The sequence below is a fragment of the Neobacillus muris genome, assembly GCF_943193175.1.
In the GTDB taxonomy this organism is placed as follows: domain Bacteria; phylum Bacillota; class Bacilli; order Bacillales; family Cytobacillaceae; genus Neobacillus; species Neobacillus muris.
This window is the reverse complement of the sequence record NZ_CALPDF010000002.1, coordinates 47,719-74,390: the sequence shown is the minus strand read 5'-3', so window position 1 is coordinate 74,390 and position 26,672 is coordinate 47,719. Positions and strand designations below refer to the sequence as shown.

Sequence of the window (26,672 nt, the reverse complement as noted above, 5' to 3'; positions counted from 1 at the left end):
CTAGGCGCTCCCTATTAAATAGCACAGAAAAAAAGCGGATGATCCCGCTTTTTTTGTACAATCTACCAGTTTCTACATTTACATGCCGCTATTTTTCTATTCTCTCAAGGTTACCATTTTTGTCCATCTGGAACTTGACTTTCTTTTGTTTGTCCTCATCCTGCAATACGACCATTTTTCTTGCACGTTCCATGATTTCCATTAGTGAACGGTAGTCTTCTTCAATGGCCTTTAAATTTTTCGTAAGTCTTTCATTTTCAGCCGCCAAATAGTACGTTTTCTTTTCCAATTCTTTTATTCTTTCATTGGCCCGGTTTCTTTCATCTTCCGCCTTCACCGTTTCTTCAGCTTTCTTTTGAAGGTCTTCCAAGAATTGAATCACTTCAGAATATGTTATGCCATTGACTGCTAGATAGGCTGTTTCAGATATTTCTTCACTTTTGGATTCCGCCGTTTCAGAAGTTTGCTGAAAGGGAGTGGAAACCGCTTGTTTTTTTAGTTCTTTTCGTTGTTTTTTTGCTAGCTCAATTCCTGATTTATATTGCTTTCTGACAAATGAATTCCAGCGAAATCCGCAGGCCGCAGCTGTCCGGGACAGCTGTTTGCCTACATCCTCAAATGCTTGTAGCTGGGTTCCGCCTTCTCGGATATGTCTTAACACAACCTCAGCGAGCAACAAATCCTCGTCTTGAGACCAAGCATCCTGTCGAGTTGGAGACATGATACCATTCCCTCCTAGTAGTGTTTTTATCATACATATGCATCTACTAGAAAAGATAGACTTAAACAACAGAAGTGTTTTTATCTTTATTTCGCAAAAAACTATCGGCACTGCTGCAGAAAGGGAAAATTATCTGGAGGGCTAGATTAATCTTTTTTATGAATAAAAGTTTTAACGTAGCTTAGATGGGATTCGCTTTCCCAAAGAGATGCACAATTCTTAATTTCCGCTTCGATTCTGTTTCGCAAATTTGATCCTTCCCACTTACGAATCCAGATTCTCTTATAGGCTTCCAGAACATTTTTATCAGCTAAAAGCAGTTTTTCTAAAAAACTTTCACAAGCACCAATCGGGTTTTCGTCATATACTGCATCAAAAAAGCCTAAACCGTAAAAGTAATCTGCTGTTTGCAGCTGGGCCTCCATCAGGATTTTCATCGCCGCTGCATGTGGAAGCTTTTCAGCGAGAAGCGCTCCTCCTCCCCACCCAGTCGTAATCGCTTGCTGCCCCTGGACAAATCCTGCCATGCTTCCTTTTTTCGCTACCCTAAAATCACAAGCACAGGCAAGTTCCATGCCGCCGCCAAGAGCGGTTCCATTCATTAAAGCGATTGTCGGAATAGGCAATGTGACTAAAGAATATAGTATATTTGCCATTTTTGCCAGCATGGGATATGCTTCCTCTTTCGTATGCAATAAATGAAAGATAGACAAATCTCCTCCTGAACAAAATGCTTGATTCCCTTCTCCAGTAATAACAAGGGCTTTGACATCACGTTCACCTGAGCGGATAATCGCTTCAGATAACCCTTCCATTACTTCATAATTAATTGCATTCCTTTTCTCATTTCGGGTGATGGTAAATAACAAATAGCCCTTTTCCCGTTTTTCTATTTGATAGGACAAAGCTCTTCTCCCTCCTTGCCATTTGCATATGTAAGTGCTAAAACGACAAAAGCACAAGGGCATATAGGCTCCTTGTGCTTTTTAAGTCTAAGTTGGAATTAGTCGTTAACTACTTCTTTTCCTTTGTATGTTCCGCAAGCTTTACATACACGGTGAGCTAGTTTCATTTCACCACAGTTTGGGCATTCTACCATACCAGGAACATTTAATTTAAAATGAGTACGACGCTTTCTTTTTGCAGTTTTAGAAGTTCTTCTAAAAGGTACAGCCATGTCAAACACCTCCTTATAGAGTATAAAGCTTCTTGAATTTCCGACTATGATTCGGAAGAAGATTTGTTTTCGTCAAAAAACTTGGCAAGTCCTGCTAGTCTGGGATCAATCTTATCGGACTTCGTATCTTCGGAAATAACTTCCCAATCCTTGCCGGATTGCGGAGCAGCATCTTCCGAATCAACATCATCACTATAGACTTGCATCGGAACTTCGAGTAATAGAATTTCGCGAATGATTGGTGTTAAATCAATTACATCGCCATTTACTCGATGGGTTTCCTCTTCTGATTGAATAACAGATTCTTGCAGGAGGAATGTTTCAGTTGTTTCGACATTAATTGGAAATTTCACATCTACCAAAGTACGAGAACAAGGAAGAATAAGATACCCTTCCATTTTCAAGTGAAAGGTTACTTTCGCTGAATCAATATCTCCACGACCGGTAATATGCATTGGAGAAACTTCCCTAATGGTCGGATCGTCTTTTTTTAAGTCATCAATCCGCACCATTTCATCAATCGGAAATTCCTTGTTACGATATTTTTGTAACTGATTTAATGTCCATTTCAAATGAATCACCCCAAGGCAACAAAGGTAATTATAGCCTTCGAAAATATTTTTGTCAATGTTTTTTCTTTACACCACTTTGGGCGATTTTCTCCCTTGGAAAAAAAGGAATTTCCTCATTAGTCTGCCCAGCCAGAGATTCGTGCAAACATCTTTCCAAGCATATCCGATTTATGATTGGATAACAATAAAATTTGGTATAATGTTAATAAAATTGGAAAAGGCAAAAGGAGAAGTTACATGAAGGCAGTTGGCATTATTGTCGAATATAATCCATTTCATAACGGACACGCATACCATTTGCAGGCCTCCAGACAAGCCGCAAATGCTGAGATTGTGATCGCTGTCATGAGTGGGAATTTCTTGCAAAGAGGGGAGCCTGCATTAGTTTCAAAATGGTATCGAGCTAAAATGGCCTTGCTGAATGGTGCCGATCTGGTATTTGAACTTCCTTATCGTTTCGCTGTACAAAAAGCAGAGACCTTTGCAAGCGGAGCTGTTTCCCTGTTAGATGCACTTGGCTGTGAATCTCTATGTTTTGGCAGCGAAAGCGGGGACCTTTCCAGCTTTTATCAAACAATAGATTATTTACATGACCACCAATCAATCTTTGACCATCATATAAGAAGGACAATCCATACTGGGGTCAGTTATCCGAAAGCAGCCTCCTTATCTTTTCAACAATTAGCGAATTCAGCGTCTTATATAGATCTATCAAAGCCAAATAATATTCTTGGATTTCATTATATAAAAGCGATTATCGATCAAAACAGCCAAATAAAACCGCTGACCATTACAAGAAAAAATGCTGGATACCATGATATTGAATTTTCTTCCTCCACCATTGCAAGTGCCACTAGTATCAGAAAAGCGATTTTCGAAAACCGCTCCGAAAGTGCCAGCATAAAACCATATATCCCTGAGGCCAGCTTACAGCTTCTCGATGAATATAAATCCATTTATGGACAATTTCATCACTGGGAAACGTACTGGCCTTATCTTCAATATCAATTAGTCCATTCTGGCCAGTTGGAATTAAGAGAAATTTATGAAGCAGAAGAAGGCCTTGAAAATCGTTTAAAGGCTGCCGCACTAGTTTCTGATAGTTTCCAGGAATTTATGCAGAAGATTAAAACCAAGCGGTATACGTGGACAAGGCTGCAGCGCTTATGTGTCCATATATTAACCAATACAAAGAAAACAGAGATATGGGACCTGCCGGAAAAAGCATCCTACCTGCGGCTTCTGGGTATGACACCAGCCGGAAGGGACTATTTGAACAAGCAGAAAAAGCATTTCCAGCTCCCGATTGTTTCAAAGCTTTCCTCCTTTACTGGCCTGGAAATCGAACTCGATATCAGATCTGCGCGGATTTATGCACTTGGCGCTTCTGCCCGTAAAAAATCTGAACTGCTAAAACAGGAATTTGACCATCCTCCCATATTAATCGAAAAGGAAAGCTGATACGTCTTGTATCAGCTTTCTTTTTTATCAGGCATTTTTTCCAAATACGCAATGGCATCATCAAAAGTATCGACTGGAACTATTTTCATTTTTGTTTTAATGTCTTGGGCTGTTTTTACGGCAGCCCTATAGTTTGAATCCTTTGCTCCTTTTTCATTTGGGGCAAAAAAGATTTCTGCGCCCGCCTTATCAGCAGCCACAATTTTTTGTTCAATCCCGCCAATTGGACCCACCGTGCCATCGGCATCGATTGTTCCTGTTCCCGCTATTTGATAACCTTTTGTATAGTCCTCGCTTGTTAACTGATTGTATATTTCCAAGGTAAACATCAGCCCCGCAGATGGTCCGCCAATTTCCTCCGTATTGACTTTTACTTCCGGTTCCACATCGATTTCTTTATCGTCAACCAATGAGATGCCGATTCCGACACGGTTAGGATCATCCTTAAAAGGCTCGAGAGATAATTCAGCTGTTTTTTCCTTTTTGCCTCTTAAAAATGTTACCTTTACTCGATCCCCTGCTTGTTTTTTTCCAACATAATCGATAAATTCCTTCGAGGATGAAAAGCTTTTGCCATCCACTTGGAAAATTCGGTCTCCTGCTTGAAGCTTACCAGCTGCCGGCATATCAGGAATGACCTGCATCACATAAATTCCTTTATAGTTATAATTTACTTCTAGCCCAGCTTTATGATAGGCCGTTTCAATCGCATTCAGTTTAGAAGCATCCATTAAGTGCAATTGTCTTAGATTATATTCTTCTTCTGTTTCCTTTGGATTTAAAATTTCCTCTTCAGGGTAAATTTCCTGATAGTCTCTTATTTTGGCTTCTAAATACGAGTAAATGTTAGCCCTTCCCATCCGTACTGTCGTCAGCATAAAATTCCCTTTTTCTTTATTGCCATCTTCCACCTTAATAATGGGAGCCAATTCTTTAGCCATGCCAGGTTTTGAAACATAATATGGCAAAGAAAAATACATACCGCCTATTAAAATTAGTGCAATAAAGAAGAAGGCTGTGAGATACATTTTTTTGCGCAAGCTTATCGTCACCGCTTCCATTGTTTAATTGCTTGGTTAATTTGGCCTAAATGCTTTTTTGCCTCTTCCTCACCGATTTTAATCATTTCTTCTATGTTTGTGAAGGCTTTGGAACTGAAGTCTTCTACTGGAGGGTGGATCATGATATCAGCCTTCATTTTTCGATAATAAATAACTTCCGTTTGCATAATGTCAATGCTTTGCATAATCACATCATAAATGGAAGATATTTCAGCGTTCCGATTTACGCGTGATACATCTACTGCTATCACAATATCTGCCCCCATCTCCTTGGCAACGGAAATGGGAACACGGTCGGAAACCCCGCCGTCCACTAAAATCCGCCCTTGGTATTTCTCTGGGACAAATATTCCCGGGATCGAGACACTAGCCCTTACAGCCTCAGCCACCGGCCCCTGCCTAAAAACTACTTTTTCCCCTGACATTAAATCGGTTGCCACAATTCCTATCGGGATTATCAAATCTTCAATGTTTTTCCCATGTGTAAACATTTTAATAAAATCCTTCAGTTTTTTTCCAGCAATAAACCCCATTTTGGGAACCGTAAAATCCAAGAAATACTTCCGTTTAAAAGCTATTGAAAATTTATATAATCGCTCGAGGTCAATCCCTGCCCCGTAAAAACTGGCTACTAACGCGCCCATACTGCTGCCTGCAATTAAGTCAATGGGAATGCCTTCATCCTTCAACACCTTGATCACACCCAAATGAGCAAACCCACGCGCACCGCCGGAACCAAGAGCCAAGCCAATTTTAGGCTGCTCCATCTTTGTATACCTCCTGAACAATTAGATTTTACCTTGAATCAACTTGGTTCATTCTTATGGTCTAAAACAACGTCCTATGAGTATATTTATGTTATATGAGGACAAGGCATCTTGGAAGGGAACTATCGCTATTTTAACACTCATTATAACGTATTGGACAGATTACCCTCTACAAAGGAGGCCTCCAGATTGTTTCGGTCAAAACTAAAAACTATTTTTCTTGCTGCCGCCATAACATTCATGGCTATTTCACTTATTGTATATCCTCAAGAAGCTTTAAATGCTTCTATCCGCGGCCTCAAGATGTGGTGGGAAATCGTATTCCCGTCTTTGCTGCCCTTTTTTATTGTTTCCGAACTTTTAATCGGGTTTGGGGTTGTGAAATTTATCGGGGTTATATTGGAACCGTTGATGAGACCGATTTTTAAAGTGCCTGGTGTCGGCGGTTTCGTTTTGGCGATGGGCTGGTCTTCTGGAAACCCTGCAGGGGCAAAATTTTCAGCCCGACTACGCCAGGAAGGTCAATTGAGCCAAATTGAAGCAGAACGGTTGGTTTCCTTTACAAATTCCTCCAATCCATTATTTATTTTTGGGGCTGTTTCAGTTGGTTTCTTTCATAACCCAAAGCTGGGAATGCTTTTGGCTTTGGCACACTATTTGGGGAATATCGCTGTCGGTGTGATCATGCGATTTTATGGAAAAGAGACTCCAGACGAAAGGAAAGGGAATCGGCTAAATATCCGTGCAGCCTTTTCAGCCCTTCACCAAACAAGAATCAAAGATAATAGGCCAATTGGAAAACTCCTTGGCGATGCTGTACAATCCTCTTTTCAAACTTTGTTAATGGTTGGCGGATTCATTATACTATTCTCTGTGATCAACCAATTACTCTACCATCTCCATATAACCGCAGCGTTGGCAAAAATCGTGGAGGTTTTGTTCAGTTTCCTATCCTTCCCTGATAGTCTAAGCATTCCATTTATTTCAGGATTATTTGAAATCACGCTGGGGAGCAAATTGACCAGCGAAGTGCAAGATGCCACTTTACTTCAACAAGCCATTCTGACAAGCTTTATTTTAGGGTTTGGCGGTTTTAGCGTGCAAGCGCAAGTGGGAAGCATCCTTGCCCAAACAGATATCCGCTTTAAACCTTTCTTCATTGCAAGAATTATGCAAGGTATCTTTGCCGGCATATTTACGGTTATTTTTTGGAATCCTGTGTACATCAAGCTAAATGGTCATGAGCAATCCTCCCATGGACTTCCGGTATTGGGGAACGGGGAGCCTTCACAGGGCATTTATCAGCGTCTGGTGGAAACAGGCCCCTTAATCACCATTATATCGCTTTGTTTTTATGTTCTCTTCTTGTATTTGCAAATCAAAAATCAAAATATGAAAAAAAGCTAGGCAAAAAACCTAGCTTTTTTTCATATCTCCTTGAAACTTCTTTCGCAGCTCTCTTTCAACAATTGGAGGCACAAGCTCTGTGATCCTTCCATTGTACTTTGCTGCTTCTTTGACAATGCTTGAGCTCAAGAAGGAATATTGATTATTGGTCATCATAAAAAACGTCTCGATATCGTTATCGAGAAATCGATTCATGGAAGTAATCTGCATCTCATACTCAAAGTCCGAAACCGCTCTCAGCCCCCGAAGAATAGCTGTTGCCTTTACGCTTTTGGCATATTCAACAAGTAAGCCGGAATAGGTATCTACCGAAACGTTTGGTATATCTTTCGTCACTTCTTCAATTAATTGAATTCTTTCTTCTACCGTAAACAATGGATTTTTTGCTGAATTATTTAATAATACTACATATACCTTTTCAAAAACTTTGGACCCTCTGCGGATAATATCGAGATGGCCATATGTAATTGGATCAAAACTGCCTGGGCATACGGCTATACTAGCCAAACTAATTCCCCCTTATTCCCCGATAGAGTTTAAAAAAATGGTTACTGCTGTAATTCCATATTGCTCATATTTTTTTTGTATAAAGGATCCAACCGTTTGGGGCAGCCCCACATCTGTACTGTGCTCACAAACAATAATCCCATTCGGCTTTACTAAACTTGATTCAGACATCTTTTCCATTAACTGAAACAGCTGCTGCCTTTTATAAGGCGGGTCTAGAAAAACATAGTCAAACTGTATTCCCCGTTTGATTAATGCTTTAATGGCCCGATCCGCATCATTTCGAAATACTTCAGATTTTTCTTCAAATCGGCAATTTTTTATATTTTCATGGATGATAGAAATAGCTTTTGCATCACGGTCGATAAATATCACCTGATCTAAACCACGGCTTAGGGCTTCTATTCCTAACCCCGCACTCCCAGCAAACAGGTCTAATCCTGTTCCGCCATCAAAATACGGTCCAATCATATTAAAGATTGCTTCTTTTACTTTATCCGTCGTTGGCCTTGTTGTATTTCCCGGTACTGCCTTCAGGGGTCTTCCTTTACAACTGCCTGCTACCACACGCACGACAATATCACCACATTTTTTATGTATTAATTACTTTATCCATCCTACCATAAGTTCTCAAAAAGTGACAAATATACTGCTGTACTTTTGCTATTTGGGTTTGAAATATTATGATGGGCAAATTTTTAAAAATACGTATAAGCTTTCGGGTAATGGAAATAATGTAAGTAACAACATCAATTCGAGGATGTTGTTGCCAACCGCGGAGAAGACTTACGTTTCCCCATAAGTTCTTCCTCCGGTTTCTCCTCTCCCTTTGCCTTCTATCCTTTATGAGGATTTGGAAGGACCCTGCAGAAAATTTCTGCGGGGTTTTTTTTGTTATCACAAAAATCAGCCCTAAGCATTAAAAAAAGGCGTGGAAACTTCCCCGCCTTTTTATATCCCCATCTTATAGTCATATTCCTTCGCTTTGTCGGGTGTTGAGTTCTCATACTCCATTTTAAGGAATGGCTTATAGGAGGGTTCTACCCTTTTTACAAATGAAAAGTTATTTAACTTTTCCATAATGCCCTCTATATCTTCCTGGTTACAATATAGTACAACATATTTCAGCTTTTTTGAAACATAATGGACATTTCCAAAGCGCCGCAGCATTTTGGCTTGTTTCAATGAGTAAAGCCAAACGACCAAACCTTGTCTCTGAATAAACATACCTTTTCCCCTTCAGCTATTACCATCATTTAAAATTAAGGATAGCATATCAAATCGATAATTTTCAATTTATTCTAATAAAAAATCAGCTTAATAAGCTGATTTTTTATTAGAAGATAAAGTATTAAAGAATTCACTGTCAAAAATCGGCGTCTTAAGCCATAGGCCGCCGGCCAAAACATGGGCTGTTTATTATGCACTGCACCCGCAGCTTCCGCCGCTTCCACAGCCGCTGCCATGGCCTGTCTCAAAGAATGGGCTGCCAGTAGGCACTTTTATGTGTTCAGAAACAGCACCGCCAACCAGCATGCTTACCTCATCCAAAAGACGCTGCAGGTCATTTTCTGCCAATTTGAACTCAGCAACATAGGGATCTAAATCCATTTCCCGTTTATATTCCCGAATCTTCATCATGACATGTTTATAATCTGGATGATATTTGCCAAATCTTTGAACCTCTTCATAATGCTCTTTCATCTTTACGAATTGGTTGATTTTCCTTTGAGACTCAGGATTGTTCTGCAATCTATATAAACAGGATCGATATTGTTCAGCAAGATCCGATTCTAGTATCATTTTCGCTATTTTCTCTGCATTTTCCAGCAATAGAATTCGTTCTAATGTAGCAAGCACATTCGCCCACCTCCAATGCCATTTTACCATGAAAATTAGGAGAAAGCGAAAGTTTGCTACTTAAAGGGGGATAATTACCAATCTCCTGTGGTCCTTGATCATGGTATCTAATCGAATCTGGCATGAAGAAATGTTTTAGGGTCCAATAAAAAAAGGCCGCAACTTTAAGGTTGTGGGCCATTTTTCATTGCCTGAAACATTGAATACATCATGGAAGCCATGACGACCCCATTTGAGAATTTTTCAACCTGATCAGGAATTGTTTTTTTATAATAATGCAAGGATGCAATCTCGAACGACTGCAGATCGTAAGGGTTCCTTGATAGCTTACGATACCAATGGGGCTGCTCCCGCAAAAATTTCTTTAGATCCTTTTGCTGTTCAATATAGTCCAATATATCTCTTCTCATTCAACTTGCCACCTGTCTTAATCTTGTCTAAAAGTAAATGGATGTTTGGGCCCCTCTGGCGGGCTTCCCTGCCCAGAAGCAGGAGGATTCGTTCCTTGAAATTGCGAAATCAGTCCTTGAATTGCACCCAGCGCCTGACTTATATTGGCAAGGTGGGCCTGCATTTGATTGGGGTCCATCTTTTTCACCATTCCAAGAATATTAGACATAAAATCGCCCTTCGCTTCCGATTCACCCTCTTTTGCTTCTTCCAATGGCGTTTCCAACCCTATGGATTCCCAGCGCTTGTCATCCTCCCCTAACAAGTACCAATCCTCGTATAATTCCTGCCAAGTGGTTTTTCCTTTTCTGACCTCTTGGATAAGTTTTGGGTTATTTTTCACAAACTCTTTAAATTTCAAGACGGAAGGGTGCAATTTTTTTTGCGTCATTTTTTTCACCTCTGCCCATAGTGATCCCATTTTTACAATATGAAAAAAAAATAAAAGTGTGAAACGATTCAATTTTATTAAACGGATGAAAGTGGTAAGATGTGTTTTAGAAATGTATATTGAAAGAGGTTAGTTGAATGAAGGATGAATTGCGACAACTGCTGGAAACATGCTTAGAAAATGGATCTGAATCCGATTTACAGGCTATTAAATTCTTGCTCGAAGGTGTACAAAACAAAATTAGCAAAAAAAGAGATGTTTACATTGCCGACCTCCTGCATATGGAAAGCCGCATTGATAAGGACAGTTTTGAAATAAACATACCAGTCAATCCAGTCCTTAACAATAACTTGAAAATTGTTCATGGTGGAATTACAGCCACATTGCTTGATACCGTAATGGGTTCGTTGGCCAATTATCAGCTTCCTGAAGGATATGGTGCTGTAACCAATCAACTCAATATTCATTACATTGCTCCTGGCAGCGGGGAATTTCTAAATGGCCGAGCTAAAATCATCCATAGGGGAACGAAAACGATAGTAGTTGAGGGAGAAGCCTATCGCAGTGACGGGAAAAAAATTGCCCATGCTACAGGCACTTTCTTTATTGTAAATAAATAATATGCCATACAGAAAAAGCGGCTGTCCCATTAGAAAACCTGATGAGACAGCCACTCTATTCTTCTTCTTTTTGAATAAAGTTTTGTGTGTAATATTTTTGAAAGACTCCGACCCCCAGGTGAGTATAATCCTTGTTTAGCAGAGTATCCCTGTGGCCCTTGCTGTTTAGCCAGCCTTCTATGGAGGCTGGTCCATCCGTATAATTAGCTGCGATATTTTCCCCAGCAGCTCGAAAGGCTACTTTCTCCTTATTCAGCCTGTCTGTCAGGCTCCCAAATTTTTTGGAAGTATGGGAGAAATCATTATTTTCAGCCATATCCTTACTATGGCCATAAGCAACCGCTGCTGTGGTTTCATCCCATTCAACCGGCTTAATATTGTACCGGTCGCGCAGGACATTCGTTATATCAAAAATTTCTTGTTCGGCTCCTTTTTCAATGGCATTCCACTGCTCTTCACTCGGTGCTTGGGCTTCAATTAAATCACCACTGTACACAAGTTCATACGGGCGCTGCTTGATTAATGTCTCAGCATCTAAAAAACGCACACTTGAAAGACTGCCTGCAAATTTATCGATGTAAAGCTGCACGTAAACGTCGCCTAATTGAACAATAGGCCGCATATTCAGGTCCGTATCATTCAGTTCAAATCGATAAGTATTTCCATTTAACTCTATATTTAAATTCGTATCAATGTATTGAGTGTTAAAAATTTCTTCCACGGACTGTCCGATTTCAAAAGGCGCCACATCTAAACTTTCCCCAACAGCATACACGGTGACGACTTTATTATTAGCTACGCCCACTTGCAAGTATCGTTTATTGTCTAAGTTATAAATATGCCATTGATACCCATACAGCGTCTCATCAATCCGCTGAGGGGCACCTAACTCTTTTTCAACCTCTGATAAATCTTTTCCAATTAATAAAGACAATCCTTGTTCAGGGCGTTCGGAAGCAGGCTTGCCAGAAGAATTATTTTCAGGATGATTAAGTGTTGATTGATCCATTTCTTCAAGATGGTCTTCTTTTATAAGTACCTTATCCTGATCATTGTCCATGATGCCTGTGTAAAACCAGATCGATAAAATAACAGCTGCAAGTATCAATATTCTAAATAATGCTTTCAGAGACCTGCCACCCTTTCTATTTCTCATACTATCATTATATTACATATTAGAATAATTATATCATTTAAAACCCAATAAGTAATAACGATTAAGATAAATGTACTAAAGGAAACTGATTCAAAATATCCTGCTTTCGCAATAGTATTTCAAACCGCCATTCTTATTGCTATTGCCTCTTTTCTGAAAATAATTAACAACTGTGATTTATTCGGGGTATCCTCATTGCAAGTTGATTCATTTTCATCTATTATTAAAATGAATCAGAACATACTGTTAAACTAATTAAAACACAGGGGTATGGCTTGTTTTAGGAGGGAAATTATAATGAAATTCGAAAACACTGGAATTGAAAACCTAAAAATCGACCTTAACCGATTGGATGATATAATGGACAATCATGGTTTAGTTCGTGCAGGTCAGTGGGATTATGAACGCGTTACATATGATCGTAAGTTTGAATTAAGAGAAGGGGTTTTTTACCTGCGCATTCAAGGATATGCAGTTGAAGGAGATGTAGATACCTTCAAAGCAACGATTCAATTAATGACACCGCTATTAGGAAAACATTATTACCCGCATGGTGTGGAGTATGGTGAAGGAGAAAACTTCCCTAATTCACTTGTCAGCCAATGTAAAAAAATTATTGAAGACGTAAAAAATGACCTAAGTCAGCTAGCTGTATAATGGATAAGACGCATGAACTTTTTTCATGCGTCTTTTTGTACCGGAAAAACGATTAAGCTGATCTCATTAAAATCCCAAAATTGCTTTAATAAGGGACGTTGTTTCTCCCCCATGATAAAAGATATACAATAATAAATAGACGGCAACGCCCGTAATCGCCGTAAAGAACCATACGAAACTTGTAATAGGTCCAAGCCGGCGATGGAATGAAAAGTTATTCTTATATCCAGAGTATAGTGACATTATCCCCAACACTGCTCCCACCGTTGCTAACGTGATATGAAAAATTAGAAATATCGTGTAGTATATTTTAACCGTATCTGGTCCGCCAAACGACGTATTGCCGATAAAAATCGTTCTAGATGCATAAATGATAAAAAAGATTAACGCAAATACAGCGGCTAAGACCATTGTTTTTTTATGTGCTTCTCTTTTTCTTTGCTTAATTTGCCCCCAGCCAATCGCTACTGTAATCGCACTTAAAACAATAAAAGTGGTACTAATCGTTGGTAAAACTGGTATGGAATCCATCACATTTCCTCTCTTTACATATATTCTAAAATAATTTTAATGTAGTTTTCACAGTTTTTCAATTAAGAGCTGTTTCGAAAAGGGAAGATTATCATAAAAGAAGAGGAACAGAGCGAAACCAGATTCAAAAAAAAGACTCCCACAATGAAAAAGGAGTCTATTCAACAGGTCTAGGATTTATCGGCTGTTTTAAGCTTAATTCAGACTCCTCCTGGTCTTTGCGGTACCATTCAAAAAATACCTTTGCTAAAATAACGGAATAAATAATTTCTTGAATGATTTTCATAACTGTCCCGCCAAGACGCTGATCATAAATGAGCGGCATTGAGCTAAACATTTCAGGCCCGCTTAAATTTAAATTAGAAAAGGCTGCAGTCCCCACACACAAACTCATGACTTTGCCCCAAACATGGGGGTCATAATAGGTTGCATATAGTGGATTATCCGCAAAAATAATTAATGCACATGAAGGTGTAATCAATATGCCATTAATAAAGATATAAGCCACTTTTTTTATCCCGCTAAGGTTTTGTTCCTTAGGCAGAGGCGGAACTAATGCCCACCATAAAAATACGGCAGTGATAAATAGCAATATCTGGTATCCTCCATGATAAAACCGATTTTGCATGACATTATCAAAAATTATCGGAATGTGGTAAAAAGAGAAAAGTCCATTAAACGCCATGACAGCAACAACCGGTTTTGTAAAAAGGTTAAAAACCGAATGAACTGGCTTTATATTCAAGAAATTCCGCCAAAGCCAAGGAGGAATTGATAAAATGAATATCGGCGGAACTAAAAATACTAATAAAACCATCGTAATGGCATGGACATAAAACATTAAATGCCCCATTAAATCAAGAGGTGAACCTTTAATGGCATATAAAAAAAACATCGCTGTCAAAAACAAACCTGCCTGTTGTTTTGTTAAAGGCTCACTATCTTGGAACCTAGTCCTGTATTTGACTGTCAGTAGAAAATAGCCAATGGTTAGGGCTATGAGTATTAGTAAAAAGTATGGGCTCCAAAGTGCTTGAAAACTAAAAATATCAAATATAAGCACCGCATTTCACCTCAATCTCTTAGAAAGAATCCATTATTTTTATTATACCCCCGGCAATATCGATAATCAAAGAATGAACCTTTCCAAAGTTAAAATAAAGGCTGTCTAAAAGAGTAGAACCCCTTTTCAGACAGCCTTTGTATCTACCACCATACGATTGTCATAAATGTCAGCACGGTTATTAATCCTACAAATAAACCTGAATATAAGAATAACGAAGGTGCTTCATGGCCCTTATGGCTCATATGCATAAAGTAATAAAGCTGAAAAACTACTTGGACGAACGCCAAAAGAATAATAAAAGGGACTGTAAACCAAGCAGAACCTTTCATAGCAACAGCCGCAAATGCCACCAATGTCAGGAAGATCATCAATGAGAACGATACAACCTGATACCTCATTTCTTCAGCACTTTTCCGGCGGCGATATTCCAGATCAACTCTTGGATTCCCTGAATTTGTTTGTTGATTTGCCATCAGATCATCCCACCATTCCCATTAGATATACAACTGTAAAGATGAATACCCAAACAACGTCAATAAAGTGCCAATAAAGACTCGCTACATAAAACTTTGGTGCATTGTATAGGTTTAACCCGCGTTTTGCATTCCGAATCATGAGCGTTAAAATCCAAGCTAGACCAAATGTAACGTGACCGCCGTGGAAACCAACCAATGTATAAAACGCAGAACCGAACGCACTGCTTGTAAAGGTATGATGGTATTCATGTACATAATGGTTAAATTCATATACCTCAAGGCCTAAGAATCCTAGACCTAATAAAACAGTAATCCCCAGCCAAAGCATCATTTTTTTAAATTGAAAATTCTTCATTTGATACATTGCGTAAACGCTTGTCAAGGAACTAGTCAATAACAGCATAGTGGCTACAAATGTAAGCGGAAGCTCAAACAAATCCTTTGCCAAAGCTGCCTCACCAGGGTTAGGCACCTTGTCTTTTAAGGCAAGATAGGTTGCAAAGAGAGAGGCAAACAAAACTGTCTCTCCCCCGAGGAATAGCCAAAAGCCCAAAAATTTATTTTTCGCTTCAAGGGTTGATTTTTCCGGCTCTGCAGGCCATGTTTCATAAGTTAATTTTTCTTCAGCGTGCATTATGCCTTAACCCCCTTATCATTATCATCCATTAATTCTTCTTTATGGATATGGAATCCATGATCATCTTTAACCGAACGTACAAACATTGCCCCGAATGTAACTAATAATCCAATGATGATAACTAGGATTGACCAAGAATGTTCACCATGATATAAAGCTCCGAAAGCTGCTATGAAAAGTCCCATAGCCATGATGAAAGGTAAGAAGGAAGCATTAGGCATATGAATATCACCAAGCGGCTCAGCCGGTATCATACCTTTCTTGCCTTCCATTTTTTCAATCCAAAAAGCATCTAATCCACGTACAAGCGGAAGCTGTTTAAAGTTATAGAACGGCGGCGGTGAAGAAATGGACCATTCAAGCGTCCTTCCGTCACCCCATGGGTCATCGCCCACTTTAACATTTTTAACAGAAGTCACTACCACGTTAATAAGCAGTGCAATCACACCCAGTGACATAAATAGGGCTCCAATAGAGCTTATCATATTGGCAGTATCAAAGCCTTGACCAGGAAGATAGGTAAATACCCGGCGCGGCATGCCCCATAGGCCAAGGAAGTGCTGAATAAAGAATGTCATGTGGAAACCAATAAAGAAAAGCCAGAAAGTGATTTTCCCAAGTGTTTCGTTTAACATTGTGCCAAATATTTTTGGCCACCAATATGTCGTACCGGCAAAAATCGAAAATACCACACCACCGACAATAACATAGTGGAAGTGCGCAACTACAAAGTACGTATCATGGTACTGATAGTCCGCTGCAGCTGCTGCCAGCATAACCCCTGTAACCCCGCCCATGATGAAGGATGGAATAAAGGCAAATGCCCAGTGCATGGGAGCTGTGAATTTAACACTTCCTCCCCACATGGTAAACAGCCAGTTAAAGATTTTAATACCAGTCGGAACTCCGATTGCCATTGTAGCAACAGCAAAGATTGCATTAGCTACAGGACCTAATCCAGTTGTAAACATGTGGTGGGCCCATACCATGAATCCTAGGAATCCAATTAGTACGGTTGCGAAAACCATGGATGAATAGCCAAACAAACGTTTTCTCGAGAAAGTTGAGAATATTTCCGAGAAAATACCAAAAGCGGGAAGAACTAAGATATATACTTCTGGGTGACCGAATATCCAGAATAAATGTTCCCAAATTACGGTATTCCCTCCGTTAGCTACAACAAAGAAATTAGAGCCAAACATGCGGTCAAACATCATTAAAACCAAACCGACCGTTAATGGCGGGAAGGCAAATAAAATTAACGCAGAAGCTACGAAAGTAGTCCATGTAAATAACGGCATCCTCATGTAGGTCATACCAGGTGCACGCATATTGATGATGGTTGCCAAGAAGTTAATGCCACCAATCAATGTTCCTAGACCGGAAATCTGCAGTCCTAATACGTAAAAGTCAATTCCATGTCCTTTTGAATGGATGGCTAATGATGCATAAGAAGTCCACCCTGCGTCAGGTGCTCCCCCCAGAAACCATGAAAGGTTAAGGAACACACCCCCAAAGAAGAACAGCCAAAATCCTAATGCATTCAAAAACGGAAAAGCCACGTCACGAGCGCCAATTTGTAACGGCATGACTGCATTCATAAAGCCAAACAGGATTGGCATGGCTGCCAAGAAAATCATTGTTGTTCCATGCATTGTGATGATTTCATTAAAAGCTCCGGCACTGACAAAGTCATTATTCGGCACCGCAAGCTGAATACGGATAAATACTGCTTCTAGTCCTCCGACTACGAAGAATATTCCGCCTGCTAGAAGATAGAGGATGGCGATTTTTTTATGGTCAACAGTTGTTAAAAAGTCCCATACAGTTGCACCAAACCCCTTTTTTTGAGCATAGGTACTCACAATTTTACCTCCCTTTTAACCATTTCCCTTTATTGCTGAACCTTTAACCCCATCAAATATTCTGCCAAGGCATCAAGCTGATCTTCTGACATTTCTGGATATTTGTTCGTCATCATATTACCCGGCTTATATTTTTCTGGATCACGAATCCAATTTTTTAATTCTTCTTTATTATGATCCAAAATGCCGGCAACACGAGAACGATCTCCAAAGTTTGTTAAATTAGGAGCCTGCCGTGCTGTATCAGGCATTTGATTTGAAGGTGTAACAGCGTGACAGCCAATACAGCTGTTATTAAAAATTTCTTGGCCTTCTGCAGCTAAATCTGTATTTGCCTTTTGTGCTTCTTTTACGTTCTGCATAGATTTAACCCAGGTATCAAAATCATCACGGCTCATTGCCTTTACTTTAAAGTCCATTAGTGCGTGAGATGGGCCGCAGAGTTCTGCACATTTTCCATAAAAAAGATTACCAGCTTCGTTCGCTCTTTTGGCATCAAACTCCAGCCAGAATTTGTTTTCATTATCAGTATTTGTGTCCATTTTTCCGCCAACAGCCGGGATCCAGAACGAATGCTTTACATCCAATGATTTCAAATTGAAATAAACCTTCTCGTCAGTTGGAACCACCAATTCTTGGCTGGTGACAATTTTTTGATTTGGATATTCAAAATCCCACCAATATAAATGGGAGCGGACATTAATGACCAAAGCTTTGGTATTTTTCTTGTCCATTTGGTCGACATCAGCAAGCTTAAACGTCGCTGCAACAGTTGGTACAGCAAGAATTAACAGTAATAGGATTGGAATAACCGTCCAAATGATTTCCAGTTTATGGCTGCCTTCTACCTGTTTTGGAATCGTATCATCTTTTCTTCTGAAACGGATAAAAACAGTCACGAAAATAATGACAACCACAAGGATTACTCCAACCATAATGAAGGTACTTAACTTCATTAAATCGTATTGCATGTCTGCAACTTCACCGGCAGGCTTCAGCGCGGAAAGGAACGGTTCGCCACATCCGGAGAGTATTAGCGTCAATATCGCAAAAATTGAGATCAAACGCCATTTTGCAAGCCTTTTCATGCTTAATCAAACCCCTCTTTCGCTTTTAAATTCAAAATATTGATTAATCAAAGATGTATGTAGAATTATTCTTTCTCACACCATCAGAGATTGGCGGCACCCCTTTGCTGAAATTTCAACAGGCCGCCCTCTGATGGCATGAATTGGTGTAAACCATATGTTTTAAGCAAACAAAACTAAATCAATGTAACAATGACCATTGCTGTAAAAATAATGGTTAAGTATTGCAATGAATAAACAAACATTAGCTTTGCCCACTTAATATCATCTTTGATTTTATATCCATAAATCCCTAATGCCAGCCAGCCGATATTTAAAACACTGGCTAGAATTAGAAATGGGATTCCTAAGTCTGTTAAAAAAAATGGGATTGGCAGCAACGCTGCTACCCAAATCAAGATATGAATTTTCGTTGCTTTGAATCCCTTAACAACCGGAAGCATCGGGATCCCTGCCGCCTTATATTCATTTACTCTGCGCATCGCCAGTGCATAAAAATGCGGCGGCTGCCAAACAAACATTAATATAAACAACGACCAAGCCAAAACACTTAAATTTGCATCGACCGCTGCCCATCCAATAAGCGGAGGAACTGCTCCAGAAATACTGCCAATAATGGTATTAGAGACTAATTGGCGTTTTGACCACATCGTATAAAGAACGACATAACTAAAAACTCCAAGCAGCCCAATAACTGTTGCAGTTACAGTTGTAAAGGATAAAAATAGTGTACCTATTCCGATAAGAAGAATACCAAGCAGCAGAACTTTACCAGGCATTATTTTGCCGGTTACTGTCGGTCTAGTCTTCGTACGCTCCATTAAATGGTCAATATCGCGATCAATAAAATTATTGACTGCACACGATCCTGCAATAATCAATGAAGAGCCTATTACTGTAAAAAACACAATATCTAAATGATCAAGGAAGCTTTGACCCGTAAAGTGCAGGGCAAGCCAAAGTCCTGTAAATGCAGTTATCAGGTTAGAATTCACGATACCAATTTTAATTAGTGCCATAAAGTCTTTCCACACCGAAGTCTTAGCCCCGGAATCAAGGCTTGCTGCACCATTTTCAATGGCCGCATCCCCGTATGCCTTTGAGTTGGACATGTTCTTTCCTCCTAATTCCTAATAGCGATTCCCGCTAAACCAAAGGATCTAATCGTTAGTTTCCGCGTTCACTTCTATTTCAAGAAGATCCTGGAAAGAAACTCACTCTTATTTCTTCATCAAAACAAGGCTAAATACTAATTTTCAAAATAACTTTCTCTGTATATTAAATCACACTTTTTGAAGTTTTTGTGAACTTTTTTTGAATAATTTTCGACTATTTTGTGTCCTGTGTGTCTTAAGTGCTATTATACAGCATTTTTGTTCAAACCGTTAGTAAGAGTCTCGCTAAATCAGATAAAACGTTAATATTTCTTCAATATACCTAAATAAAAAAAGAAATAGCCTCAGTTTTTATCTGTGACATAATCGTCCAGCAAATGTCCCCTATTTGTTTCATTGATATTCAATTTTTTATGTTTTTCACTATAATAATAGTGTTAAATAGAAATTATCCAAAATTTAAAATCAATCATGAAGAAAACGCGATCATATAATTCAAAATTCTGTTCTTTTTCTGGGGGATTCGTTATGATGAAAAGGGTACTTTTAATCTTTCTGGTTTTCTCATCCATTATACTGTCATAAAAAAACTTTGACAAATTATTGAACTTTTTAAGAGGTGAATATTTTTGCGACGCTCTTTGAAGTGGCTGGCTGTTGCCACTACTATTGGAATGGTTTTCATTTTATTAGGCGGGGCATTAGTGACCAAAACTGGATCCGGTATGGGATGCGGCAGGTCATGGCCCTTGTGTAATGGAGAATTTGTCCCAACTCAAATAACTGTTGAATTAATCATTGAACTAGCCCACCGCCTTGTATCAGGAGTCGTTGGATTTTTGGTGTTAATTTTATCCATATGGTCTTGGAGAGTAATTGGACATATTCGTGAAACAAAATTTTTGGCATTTTTATCATTGTTTTTCCTGGTGCTGCAAGGTCTAATCGGAGCTGCAGCCGTAGTTTGGGGACAATCCAGCTTTGTCTTGGCATTGCATTTTGGCATTTCACTTGTCTCATTTGCTGCTGTTTTTCTCCTGACTCTACTGATTTTTGAAGTAGATAAGAAATTTGAAGCAGACAAATTGATTATTGATTCAAGAATGGGACGCCATATTATCGGTGTATCGATCTATAGTTATTTTGTCATTTATACAGGTGCTTTGGTCCGCCATACAAAAGCCAGTCTTATATGCCGGGATTGGCCCTTATGCCTCAACGATGCACCGGCTCTTCCCGGCAATTTGTATGAATGGGTTCAAATGGGCCACCGTACGGCAGCTGGAATCATTTTTATTTGGGTTGCTTACATTACCTATTTGGCCATTCGTTATTACAAAGAGCAGAAGCTGCTTTATTGGGGCTGGATCATTTCGTTCATTCTCGTAACCCTGCAGGTAATCGCAGGAGCTTTGATTATCTTTTCTAGGTTGAATCTTTATATTGCTTTACTGCACGCCTTTTTTATTACCTGCTTATTCGGTGTTTTTAGCTACTTTATTTTACTCTGGACTAGATCCAAAAAGAACTCTCGCAAAATCTAGGACAGCCAGACACCCTCGTTGTCTAGCTATGAAAAAAAGTTGCCAGCAGCTCTGCCGGCAACCTTTTTTGCATTCTAGGACTTCACCAATTCGATTAGCAAATCCCCTGTTTGTATAGCATCCGCACCAGCTGCATAGATCTCTTTTACTGTTCCGGAATATGGCGCTTGTATGGTTGTCTCCATTTTCATGGCTTCCGTAATGATTAAGTGGTCACCCTGCTCGACTTTTTCTCCTTTTTCAACCAATACTTTAACAACAGTTCCAGGCATGGAAGCCGAGATATGATTTTCATTTTTCGGATTTGCTTTGATTCTGGCAGTTGCCACAGCCTTGATACTTTCGTCCTTAATCACTACTTCACGAGGCTGGCCGTTCAACTCAAAGTAAACAACCCTGATGCCGTCGGGCTGTGGCTGTCCTATGGAAACAAGCTTAACAATCAGTGTCTTGCCTGTTTCGATCTCTATCTCAATTTCTTCGCCTAGGCGCAGCCCATAAAGGAAGGTTGGCGTATCAAGCACCGACAAATCGCCATATGTTTCTACCGTTTTAATGTAATCCAAATATACTTTCGGATACAAAACATAAGAAATAAGTTCAAAAGCTGTTGCCTGCCGGCCCAAATGGGCATATAACTCTTCTTTCACTTTCGCAAAATCAACTGGTTCAAGCAGTTCCCCTGGCCGGCATTCCAAAGGCTCTTGCCCTTTTAAAATGACTTTCTGCAGTTCTTCCGGGAAGCCGCCATACGGCTGGCCCAGATATCCTTGGAACAATTCTATAACAGAATCCGGAAAATCAAGTGATTGCCCTTTAATTAAAACATCCTCTTCTGTCAGTTTATTTTGGACCATAAACAGGGCCATGTCGCCAACCACCTTGGACGAAGGTGTCACTTTGACAAGGTCTCCAAACATTTGATTTACTCTAGCATACATGCCTTTTACTTCTTCCCAGCGGTCTCCCAGCCCTACAGCTTTGGCCTGCTGCTGCAGATTGCTATATTGCCCTCCAGGCATCTCATGCTGATATACCTCGGTATGAGGAGCCACCATGCCACTTTCAAAATCATGATAATATTTTCGAACATCCTCCCAATAGGCGGAAAGGGATTCAAGTGACTCAATGGAAACTTTTGGCCTTCTTTCTCTGCCTTCAAGAGCATAGTATAAGGAATTGGCACTTGGCTGGGATGTTAACCCTGCCATTGAACTTAAGGCAGTGTCGACAATGTCAACACCGGCATCAATGGCTCTTGCATAGGTAAAAATTCCGTTGCCGCTTGTATCGTGAGTGTGCAGGTGAATCGGAAGATCGACCGTTTCTTTTAATTCTGATATCAGCCGGTAAGCTGCTTCAGGCTTTAATAGGCCTGCCATATCTTTGATGGCAAGTATATGCGCCCCCTGAGTCTCCAATTCTTTTGCCAAATTTTTATAGTATTCAAGATTGTATTTGCTTCTTGACGGATCCAAAATATCACCCGTATAGCAGATTGCGGCCTCAGCAATTTTTCCCGCCTGCCTAACGGCCTCAATAGCAGTCTCCATTCCCTTGACCCAGTTGAGGCTGTCGAAAATTCGAAATACATCAATGCCTGCTGCTGCAGACTGGTTAACAAATTCCGTAATCACATTATCAGGATAATTTTTGTAACCGACCGCATTGGCACCACGCAGCAGCATTTGAAAAAGAGTATTAGGGATCTTTTTCCGCAAGGTTAGCAAACGTTCCCATGGATCTTCTTTTAGGAAACGGTAGGAAGTATCAAACGTTGCTCCTCCCCACATTTCCAGCGAAAATAAGGCTGGAAGCAATTTGGCTGTTGGTTCACTAATGTTAGCCAAATCGAATGTCCGCATCCTTGTTGCCAGAAGGGATTGATGGGCATCTCTGAAAGTCGTATCGGTCAATAACACCCGCTCCTGACTTTTTACCCATTTCACTAACCCATCAGCACCATATTGGTCTAAAATTTGTTTCGTACCATTTTTATAGGGAGCATCATATGAAATCTTTGGAACTTTAGGGGAGGTAAACACGGGTCTTTTTTTCTTTTCAATCCCTGGAAAACCGTTCACCGTCACTGTTCCAATGTACGTTAGCATTTTCGTTCCCCTGTCTTTGCTTGCAGGGAAAATAAATAACTCTGGTGTTGTATCAATAAATGATGTATCGTATTCACCATTTAAGAATTTCTCGTGTTTTACTACATTCTCAAGGAATGGAATATTGGTTTTGATTCCTCTTATTCTAAATTCCTGTAAGTTACGGACCATTTTTGCGGCTGCTTGTTCAAAGGTGAGCGCCCATGTTGTCAGTTTTACCAGCAAGGAGTCGTAATAAGGGGTAATCACTGCCCCCATATAACTGTTGCCGGCATCCAGCCGGACACCAAATCCGCCACCTGAACGGTAGGTTGTAATTCTTCCTGTATCTGGCATGAAATTATTTAATGGATCCTCTGTTGTGACCCGTGCTTGAATTGCAAATCCATTTAGTTGAATTTTTTCCTGTACAGGAATTCCAATAATCGGAGCATGTAACTCATGCCCTTCCGATACCAAAATCTGCGTTTGGACAATATCAATTCCCGTTACCAATTCAGTAACAGTATGTTCAACTTGGACTCGAGGATTGACTTCAATAAAATAAAAGTTATTTCCGGAGACAAGAAATTCAACAGTACCTGCATTAAGATACTGAACATTCCTCATTAATTTAACTGCCGCATCACAAATTTCCTTTCGCAGTTCTTCTGAAATGGAGGTACTTGGGGCAACCTCCACCACTTTTTGATGGCGTCTTTGAACGGAGCAATCCCGGTCATAGAGATGGATAATGTTACCGTGCTTGTCCCCAATAATTTGAACCTCGATATGTTTAGGTTTCTCAATTAATTTTTCAAGATATACCTCATCGCTGCCGAAAGCCGCTTTAGCTTCTGATTTGGCACGGTCAAAAGCCTCCCTTACATCTTCCCTGCTGTTCACAATTCTCATCCCGCGCCCGCCGCCGCCGAGGGATGCCTTGATGATAATGGGAAAACCATAATCCTCAGCAAACTCCATTACTTCAGAATAGCTGTTTATTGGCCCATCACTTCCAGGAATAACCGGAATACCTGCAAGCTGAGCCTGTTGCCTGGCTTTTACCTTATCCCCGAACATATCAAGATGTTTAGATTCCGGGCCGATAAAAATAATGCCTTCTTCTTCACACCGCTTAGCAAAGTGAATATTTTCTGAAAGAAATCCATAACCGGGATGAATGGCATTTGCTCCGCTTTTTTTGGCGATCGCAATGATTCCTTCTATGTCCAAATAAGCATCAATAGGTTTCTTGCCTATCCCAACTAAATAAGCTTCATCGGCTTTATATCGATGGTATGAACCAGAATCCTCTTTAGAATAAATAGCAACCGTCCGTATATTCAATTCTGTACAGGCGCGAAAAACCCTTATCGCAATTTCTCCCCTGTTGGCAACCAGTACTTTGCTAATTTGCTTTGTCACGATAAAACCCATTTCTTAATGCCTCCTACTGATCATTCTATAATTCTTATAATATCATACAAATTAGAATAGTCAGTCAGCAATAAAAAATATTATGCCGGATCATTCTACTAAATGTTCTCAAAACAAGAGTTAATAAAATGAATATTTTTCACGCATAATCCCTCTTCTAAAAAAATAGATATACCGTTTCATCCAAACAAATAGTCATCATTTATTTTTTCTTCCAGTATAAGAGATACAGGTTAGATGATCTTTTTCCACTTGGTTTCCTTCGCATTGGGGCAGCTCTTATTTTTAAATTTAGCCCGATAGCGGACGATACAGCCGCTGTACGCACAAGTTGTTCCATATTTTAAAGATGGGCAGCTTTCACAGTGCTGCAATCGCATGGAATAAATTTCATCGGAAACAATGTTAAAAGGTTCTTCTTCCTCTGCTTTCCCTATCATTTGTTCGATTGCATCATCTTGCACATAAACCGTTTCCTGACATCCCTTACAAAGTCCTTTTTCGTCCATCAAGCTATCCTTCCTTTCATGATTCAATCGCTAAAGTAACAACAGCCATGGCAGGCAAATGAACAACCAGTTCCCCCTTATCCAGAATAGCATCCTTAAAGCTTACGGGTTTTACGGTTTCTGGATGATCAAAGGTATTATGTGCGTTCATGCTGCCAGCTGTTATTATAGTACCTGATACAGTTTTAATCGTTTCACTTAACCCGCGAAGCTCAATAACAATCTCTGCTTGATTGGAAGGGTCAATATTGCATAAACTAATATGTATCTTTCCTTCGTTATTCATAGACGCTGTCACACTAACTTGCGGTAATGATTCTCCCTTATATTCATAGCTGCCAAATGAGGATTGAACCGCTAATCTTTCGGCATCCTGATGTACTTTATACATATTAAATACGTGATAGGTTGGAGTTAGGATCATTTTTTCTCCTTCCGTTAATATCATGGCCTGCAGGACATTTATCGTCTGAGCGATATTTGTCATTTGAACGCGATCATTGTGGTTATGGAAAATATGAAAATGCACTCCGGCCACCAGCGCATCTCTTAAAGTGTTTTGCTGATACAAAAATCCCGGATTCGTTCCTCTTTCCACATTATACCAAGTGCCCCATTCATCGATAATCAGTCCTACTCGCTTTTGTGGATCATATTTATCCATTATCGTTGAGTGTTTTGTAATGATCTCATCCATTCGATAAGCCTTTTTCAATGTAATAAACCATTCATCCTCAGCAAAATCAACCGCAGAGCCTTTATCCTGCCAATCACCAGGAACCGTATAATAATGCATGCTGAGTCCATCCATCATCCGGCCAGCATTTTCCATCAGCACCTCAGTCCAATTATAATCATCCGAATTGGCTCCGCAAGCAATTTTATATATTTTATTACTGCCGTAATTTTTCACATAAGTTTGATAACGTCGAAATAAGTCGGAATAATATTCGGCGCGCATATTCCCGCCACAGCCCCAATTTTCATTTCCAACACCGAAATATTTGAGTTTCCAAGGCTTTTCCCTACCGTTTTCCCTTCTCCAATCGGCCATTGGCGATTCACCATCAAAGGTCATATACTCAACCCACTCAGACATTTCTTGAACGGTCCCGCTTCCGACATTTCCACAAATATAGGGTTCGCAATCCAACAATTCACATAAAAGCATAAATTCATGGGTGCCAAAATGGTTGTTTTCCACGACACCGCCCCAATGAGTATTCACCATTCGCTTACGGCCTTCTTTTGGGCCAACCCCATCCTTCCAATGATATTCATCCGCAAAACAGCCACCCGGCCAACGAAGAACAGGGATGTTAATTTCAATTAATGCAGCCAAAACATCATTACGAATTCCTTTCGTATTGGCAATGGAAGAATCCTCACCAACCCAAATCCCCCCATAGATACACCTTCCAAGGTGCTCTGCAAAATGGCCATAAATATTTTTATTAATTTTCCCTAGTTGAATATCTGTGTTTATAATTACGTTGTTCACTGG

General features: G+C 39.8%; 28 protein-coding genes. 5 read left to right on the top strand and 23 right to left on the bottom strand.

Annotation, left to right across the window (positions count from 1 at the left end; all coding sequences use genetic code 11):
- Positions 1-88: 88 nt before the first annotated feature.
- The 4 genes from NFS43_RS01770 to NFS43_RS01755 all read right to left on the bottom strand — a co-directional run bounded on the left by NFS43_RS01770 (position 89) and on the right by NFS43_RS01755 (position 2,470).
- Positions 89-721 (bottom strand): RsfA family transcriptional regulator, encoded by a 633-nt coding sequence (locus tag NFS43_RS01770; protein ID WP_251549049.1) that lies wholly within the window; start codon positions 719-721, stop codon positions 89-91.
- 146 nt (positions 722-867) lie between these two features.
- On the bottom strand, positions 868-1,626 hold the full coding sequence (locus NFS43_RS01765; protein ID WP_251549048.1) for an enoyl-CoA hydratase/isomerase family protein: 759 nt from the start codon (positions 1,624-1,626) through the stop codon (positions 868-870).
- Between the two features lie 98 nt (positions 1,627-1,724).
- Positions 1,725-1,898, bottom strand: a complete 174-nt coding sequence (rpmF, locus tag NFS43_RS01760) for a 50S ribosomal protein L32 (protein WP_042456138.1) — start codon at positions 1,896-1,898, stop codon at positions 1,725-1,727.
- Between the two features lie 44 nt (positions 1,899-1,942).
- Complete coding sequence (locus NFS43_RS01755) at positions 1,943-2,470, bottom strand: YceD family protein (protein WP_251549047.1); 528 nt, start codon at positions 2,468-2,470, stop codon at positions 1,943-1,945.
- Between the two features lie 237 nt (positions 2,471-2,707).
- On the opposite strand from NFS43_RS01755, the gene NFS43_RS01750 reads away from it, so the two are divergent.
- The gene (locus NFS43_RS01750) at positions 2,708-3,931 is read left to right on the top strand and encodes a nucleotidyltransferase (RefSeq protein WP_251549046.1); all 1,224 of its coding nucleotides are present in this window, start codon (positions 2,708-2,710) and stop codon (positions 3,929-3,931) included.
- A gap of 11 nt (positions 3,932-3,942) precedes the next feature.
- Here the strand turns inward: NFS43_RS01750 and NFS43_RS01745 are convergent, their stop codons facing one another.
- Positions 3,943-4,971, bottom strand: coding sequence for a SepM family pheromone-processing serine protease (locus tag NFS43_RS01745; protein ID WP_277613889.1), 1,029 nt, complete (start codon positions 4,969-4,971; stop codon positions 3,943-3,945).
- An 8-nt stretch (positions 4,972-4,979) separates the two neighbouring features.
- Positions 4,980-5,759 carry a patatin-like phospholipase family protein gene (locus tag NFS43_RS01740; protein WP_251549045.1) on the bottom strand — a complete coding sequence of 260 codons (780 nt, stop codon included), beginning with the start codon at positions 5,757-5,759 and terminating at the stop codon, positions 4,980-4,982.
- A gap of 189 nt (positions 5,760-5,948) precedes the next feature.
- Here NFS43_RS01740 and ylbJ point away from each other — a divergent pair, with 189 nt between their 5' ends.
- Positions 5,949-7,166 carry a sporulation integral membrane protein YlbJ gene (gene ylbJ, locus NFS43_RS01735; protein WP_251549044.1) on the top strand — a complete coding sequence of 406 codons (1,218 nt, stop codon included), beginning with the start codon at positions 5,949-5,951 and terminating at the stop codon, positions 7,164-7,166.
- Between the two features lie 9 nt (positions 7,167-7,175).
- On the opposite strand, the gene coaD is transcribed toward ylbJ, so the two are convergent.
- The 6 genes from coaD to NFS43_RS01705 all read right to left on the bottom strand — a co-directional run bounded on the left by coaD (position 7,176) and on the right by NFS43_RS01705 (position 10,374).
- Positions 7,176-7,673, bottom strand: coding sequence for a pantetheine-phosphate adenylyltransferase (gene coaD, locus NFS43_RS01730; RefSeq protein ID WP_251549043.1), 498 nt, complete (start codon positions 7,671-7,673; stop codon positions 7,176-7,178).
- A gap of 12 nt (positions 7,674-7,685) precedes the next feature.
- Positions 7,686-8,246: a 16S rRNA (guanine(966)-N(2))-methyltransferase RsmD gene (gene rsmD / locus NFS43_RS01725; protein WP_251549042.1), complete on the bottom strand. Its 561-nt coding sequence runs from the start codon at positions 8,244-8,246 to the stop codon at positions 7,686-7,688.
- A 378-nt stretch (positions 8,247-8,624) separates the two neighbouring features.
- A complete protein-coding gene (locus NFS43_RS01720) occupies positions 8,625-8,900 on the bottom strand; it encodes a YlbG family protein (protein WP_251549041.1) in 276 nt (91 codons plus the stop codon).
- 192 nt (positions 8,901-9,092) lie between these two features.
- Positions 9,093-9,533: a YlbF/YmcA family competence regulator gene (locus NFS43_RS01715; protein WP_251549040.1), complete on the bottom strand. Its 441-nt coding sequence runs from the start codon at positions 9,531-9,533 to the stop codon at positions 9,093-9,095.
- 164 nt (positions 9,534-9,697) lie between these two features.
- Complete coding sequence (locus tag NFS43_RS01710) at positions 9,698-9,943, bottom strand: YlbE-like family protein (RefSeq protein ID WP_251549039.1); 246 nt, start codon at positions 9,941-9,943, stop codon at positions 9,698-9,700.
- 17 nt (positions 9,944-9,960) lie between these two features.
- Complete coding sequence (locus NFS43_RS01705; RefSeq protein WP_251549038.1) at positions 9,961-10,374, bottom strand: YlbD family protein; 414 nt, start codon at positions 10,372-10,374, stop codon at positions 9,961-9,963.
- Positions 10,375-10,511: 137 nt separating this feature from the next.
- Here NFS43_RS01705 and NFS43_RS01700 point away from each other — a divergent pair, with 137 nt between their 5' ends.
- Positions 10,512-10,994 carry a PaaI family thioesterase gene (locus NFS43_RS01700; RefSeq protein WP_251549037.1) on the top strand — a complete coding sequence of 161 codons (483 nt, stop codon included), beginning with the start codon at positions 10,512-10,514 and terminating at the stop codon, positions 10,992-10,994.
- 55 nt (positions 10,995-11,049) lie between these two features.
- Here the strand turns inward: NFS43_RS01700 and NFS43_RS01695 are convergent, their stop codons facing one another.
- Entirely contained in the window at positions 11,050-12,102 is a 1,053-nt protein-coding gene (locus NFS43_RS01695; RefSeq protein WP_251549036.1) for a CAP domain-containing protein, read from the bottom strand.
- Positions 12,103-12,447: 345 nt separating this feature from the next.
- On the opposite strand from NFS43_RS01695, the gene NFS43_RS01690 reads away from it, so the two are divergent.
- The gene (locus NFS43_RS01690) at positions 12,448-12,807 is read left to right on the top strand and encodes a YugN family protein (protein WP_251549035.1); all 360 of its coding nucleotides are present in this window, start codon (positions 12,448-12,450) and stop codon (positions 12,805-12,807) included.
- Between the two features lie 66 nt (positions 12,808-12,873).
- Here the strand turns inward: NFS43_RS01690 and NFS43_RS01685 are convergent, their stop codons facing one another.
- The 7 genes from NFS43_RS01685 to cyoE all read right to left on the bottom strand — a co-directional run bounded on the left by NFS43_RS01685 (position 12,874) and on the right by cyoE (position 19,582).
- Positions 12,874-13,338 (bottom strand): DUF420 domain-containing protein, encoded by a 465-nt coding sequence (locus NFS43_RS01685; RefSeq protein ID WP_251549034.1) that lies wholly within the window; start codon positions 13,336-13,338, stop codon positions 12,874-12,876.
- A gap of 157 nt (positions 13,339-13,495) precedes the next feature.
- Complete coding sequence (gene ctaG, locus NFS43_RS01680; protein ID WP_251549033.1) at positions 13,496-14,401, bottom strand: cytochrome c oxidase assembly factor CtaG; 906 nt, start codon at positions 14,399-14,401, stop codon at positions 13,496-13,498.
- Between the two features lie 143 nt (positions 14,402-14,544).
- Positions 14,545-14,877, bottom strand: a complete 333-nt coding sequence (gene ctaF / locus NFS43_RS01675) for a cytochrome c oxidase subunit IVB (RefSeq protein WP_251549032.1) — start codon at positions 14,875-14,877, stop codon at positions 14,545-14,547.
- A gap of 4 nt (positions 14,878-14,881) precedes the next feature.
- Entirely contained in the window at positions 14,882-15,514 is a 633-nt protein-coding gene (locus NFS43_RS01670) for a cytochrome (ubi)quinol oxidase subunit III (protein WP_251549031.1), read from the bottom strand.
- Positions 15,514-17,382: a cytochrome c oxidase subunit I gene (ctaD, locus tag NFS43_RS01665; RefSeq protein ID WP_251549030.1), complete on the bottom strand. Its 1,869-nt coding sequence runs from the start codon at positions 17,380-17,382 to the stop codon at positions 15,514-15,516. The genes NFS43_RS01670 and ctaD overlap by 1 nt, the downstream gene beginning before the upstream one ends.
- Positions 17,383-17,411: 29 nt before the next feature.
- Complete coding sequence (gene coxB / locus NFS43_RS01660; protein ID WP_251549029.1) at positions 17,412-18,470, bottom strand: cytochrome c oxidase subunit II; 1,059 nt, start codon at positions 18,468-18,470, stop codon at positions 17,412-17,414.
- A gap of 176 nt (positions 18,471-18,646) precedes the next feature.
- A complete protein-coding gene (gene cyoE, locus NFS43_RS01655; RefSeq protein ID WP_251549028.1) occupies positions 18,647-19,582 on the bottom strand; it encodes a heme o synthase in 936 nt (311 codons plus the stop codon).
- Positions 19,583-20,214: 632 nt separating this feature from the next.
- Between cyoE and NFS43_RS01650 the strand changes: the two genes are divergently transcribed.
- A complete protein-coding gene (locus NFS43_RS01650) occupies positions 20,215-21,129 on the top strand; it encodes a COX15/CtaA family protein (protein WP_251549027.1) in 915 nt (304 codons plus the stop codon).
- A 74-nt stretch (positions 21,130-21,203) separates the two neighbouring features.
- Here the strand turns inward: NFS43_RS01650 and pyc are convergent, their stop codons facing one another.
- From pyc to NFS43_RS01635, 3 genes are all read right to left on the bottom strand, one after another.
- Positions 21,204-24,659 (bottom strand): pyruvate carboxylase, encoded by a 3,456-nt coding sequence (gene pyc, locus NFS43_RS01645; RefSeq protein ID WP_251549026.1) that lies wholly within the window; start codon positions 24,657-24,659, stop codon positions 21,204-21,206.
- 233 nt (positions 24,660-24,892) lie between these two features.
- On the bottom strand, positions 24,893-25,168 hold the full coding sequence (locus tag NFS43_RS01640) for a DUF6171 family protein (protein WP_251549025.1): 276 nt from the start codon (positions 25,166-25,168) through the stop codon (positions 24,893-24,895).
- 16 nt (positions 25,169-25,184) lie between these two features.
- A complete protein-coding gene (locus NFS43_RS01635) occupies positions 25,185-26,669 on the bottom strand; it encodes an alpha-N-arabinofuranosidase (protein WP_251549024.1) in 1,485 nt (494 codons plus the stop codon).
- Positions 26,670-26,672: the final 3 nt, after the last annotated feature.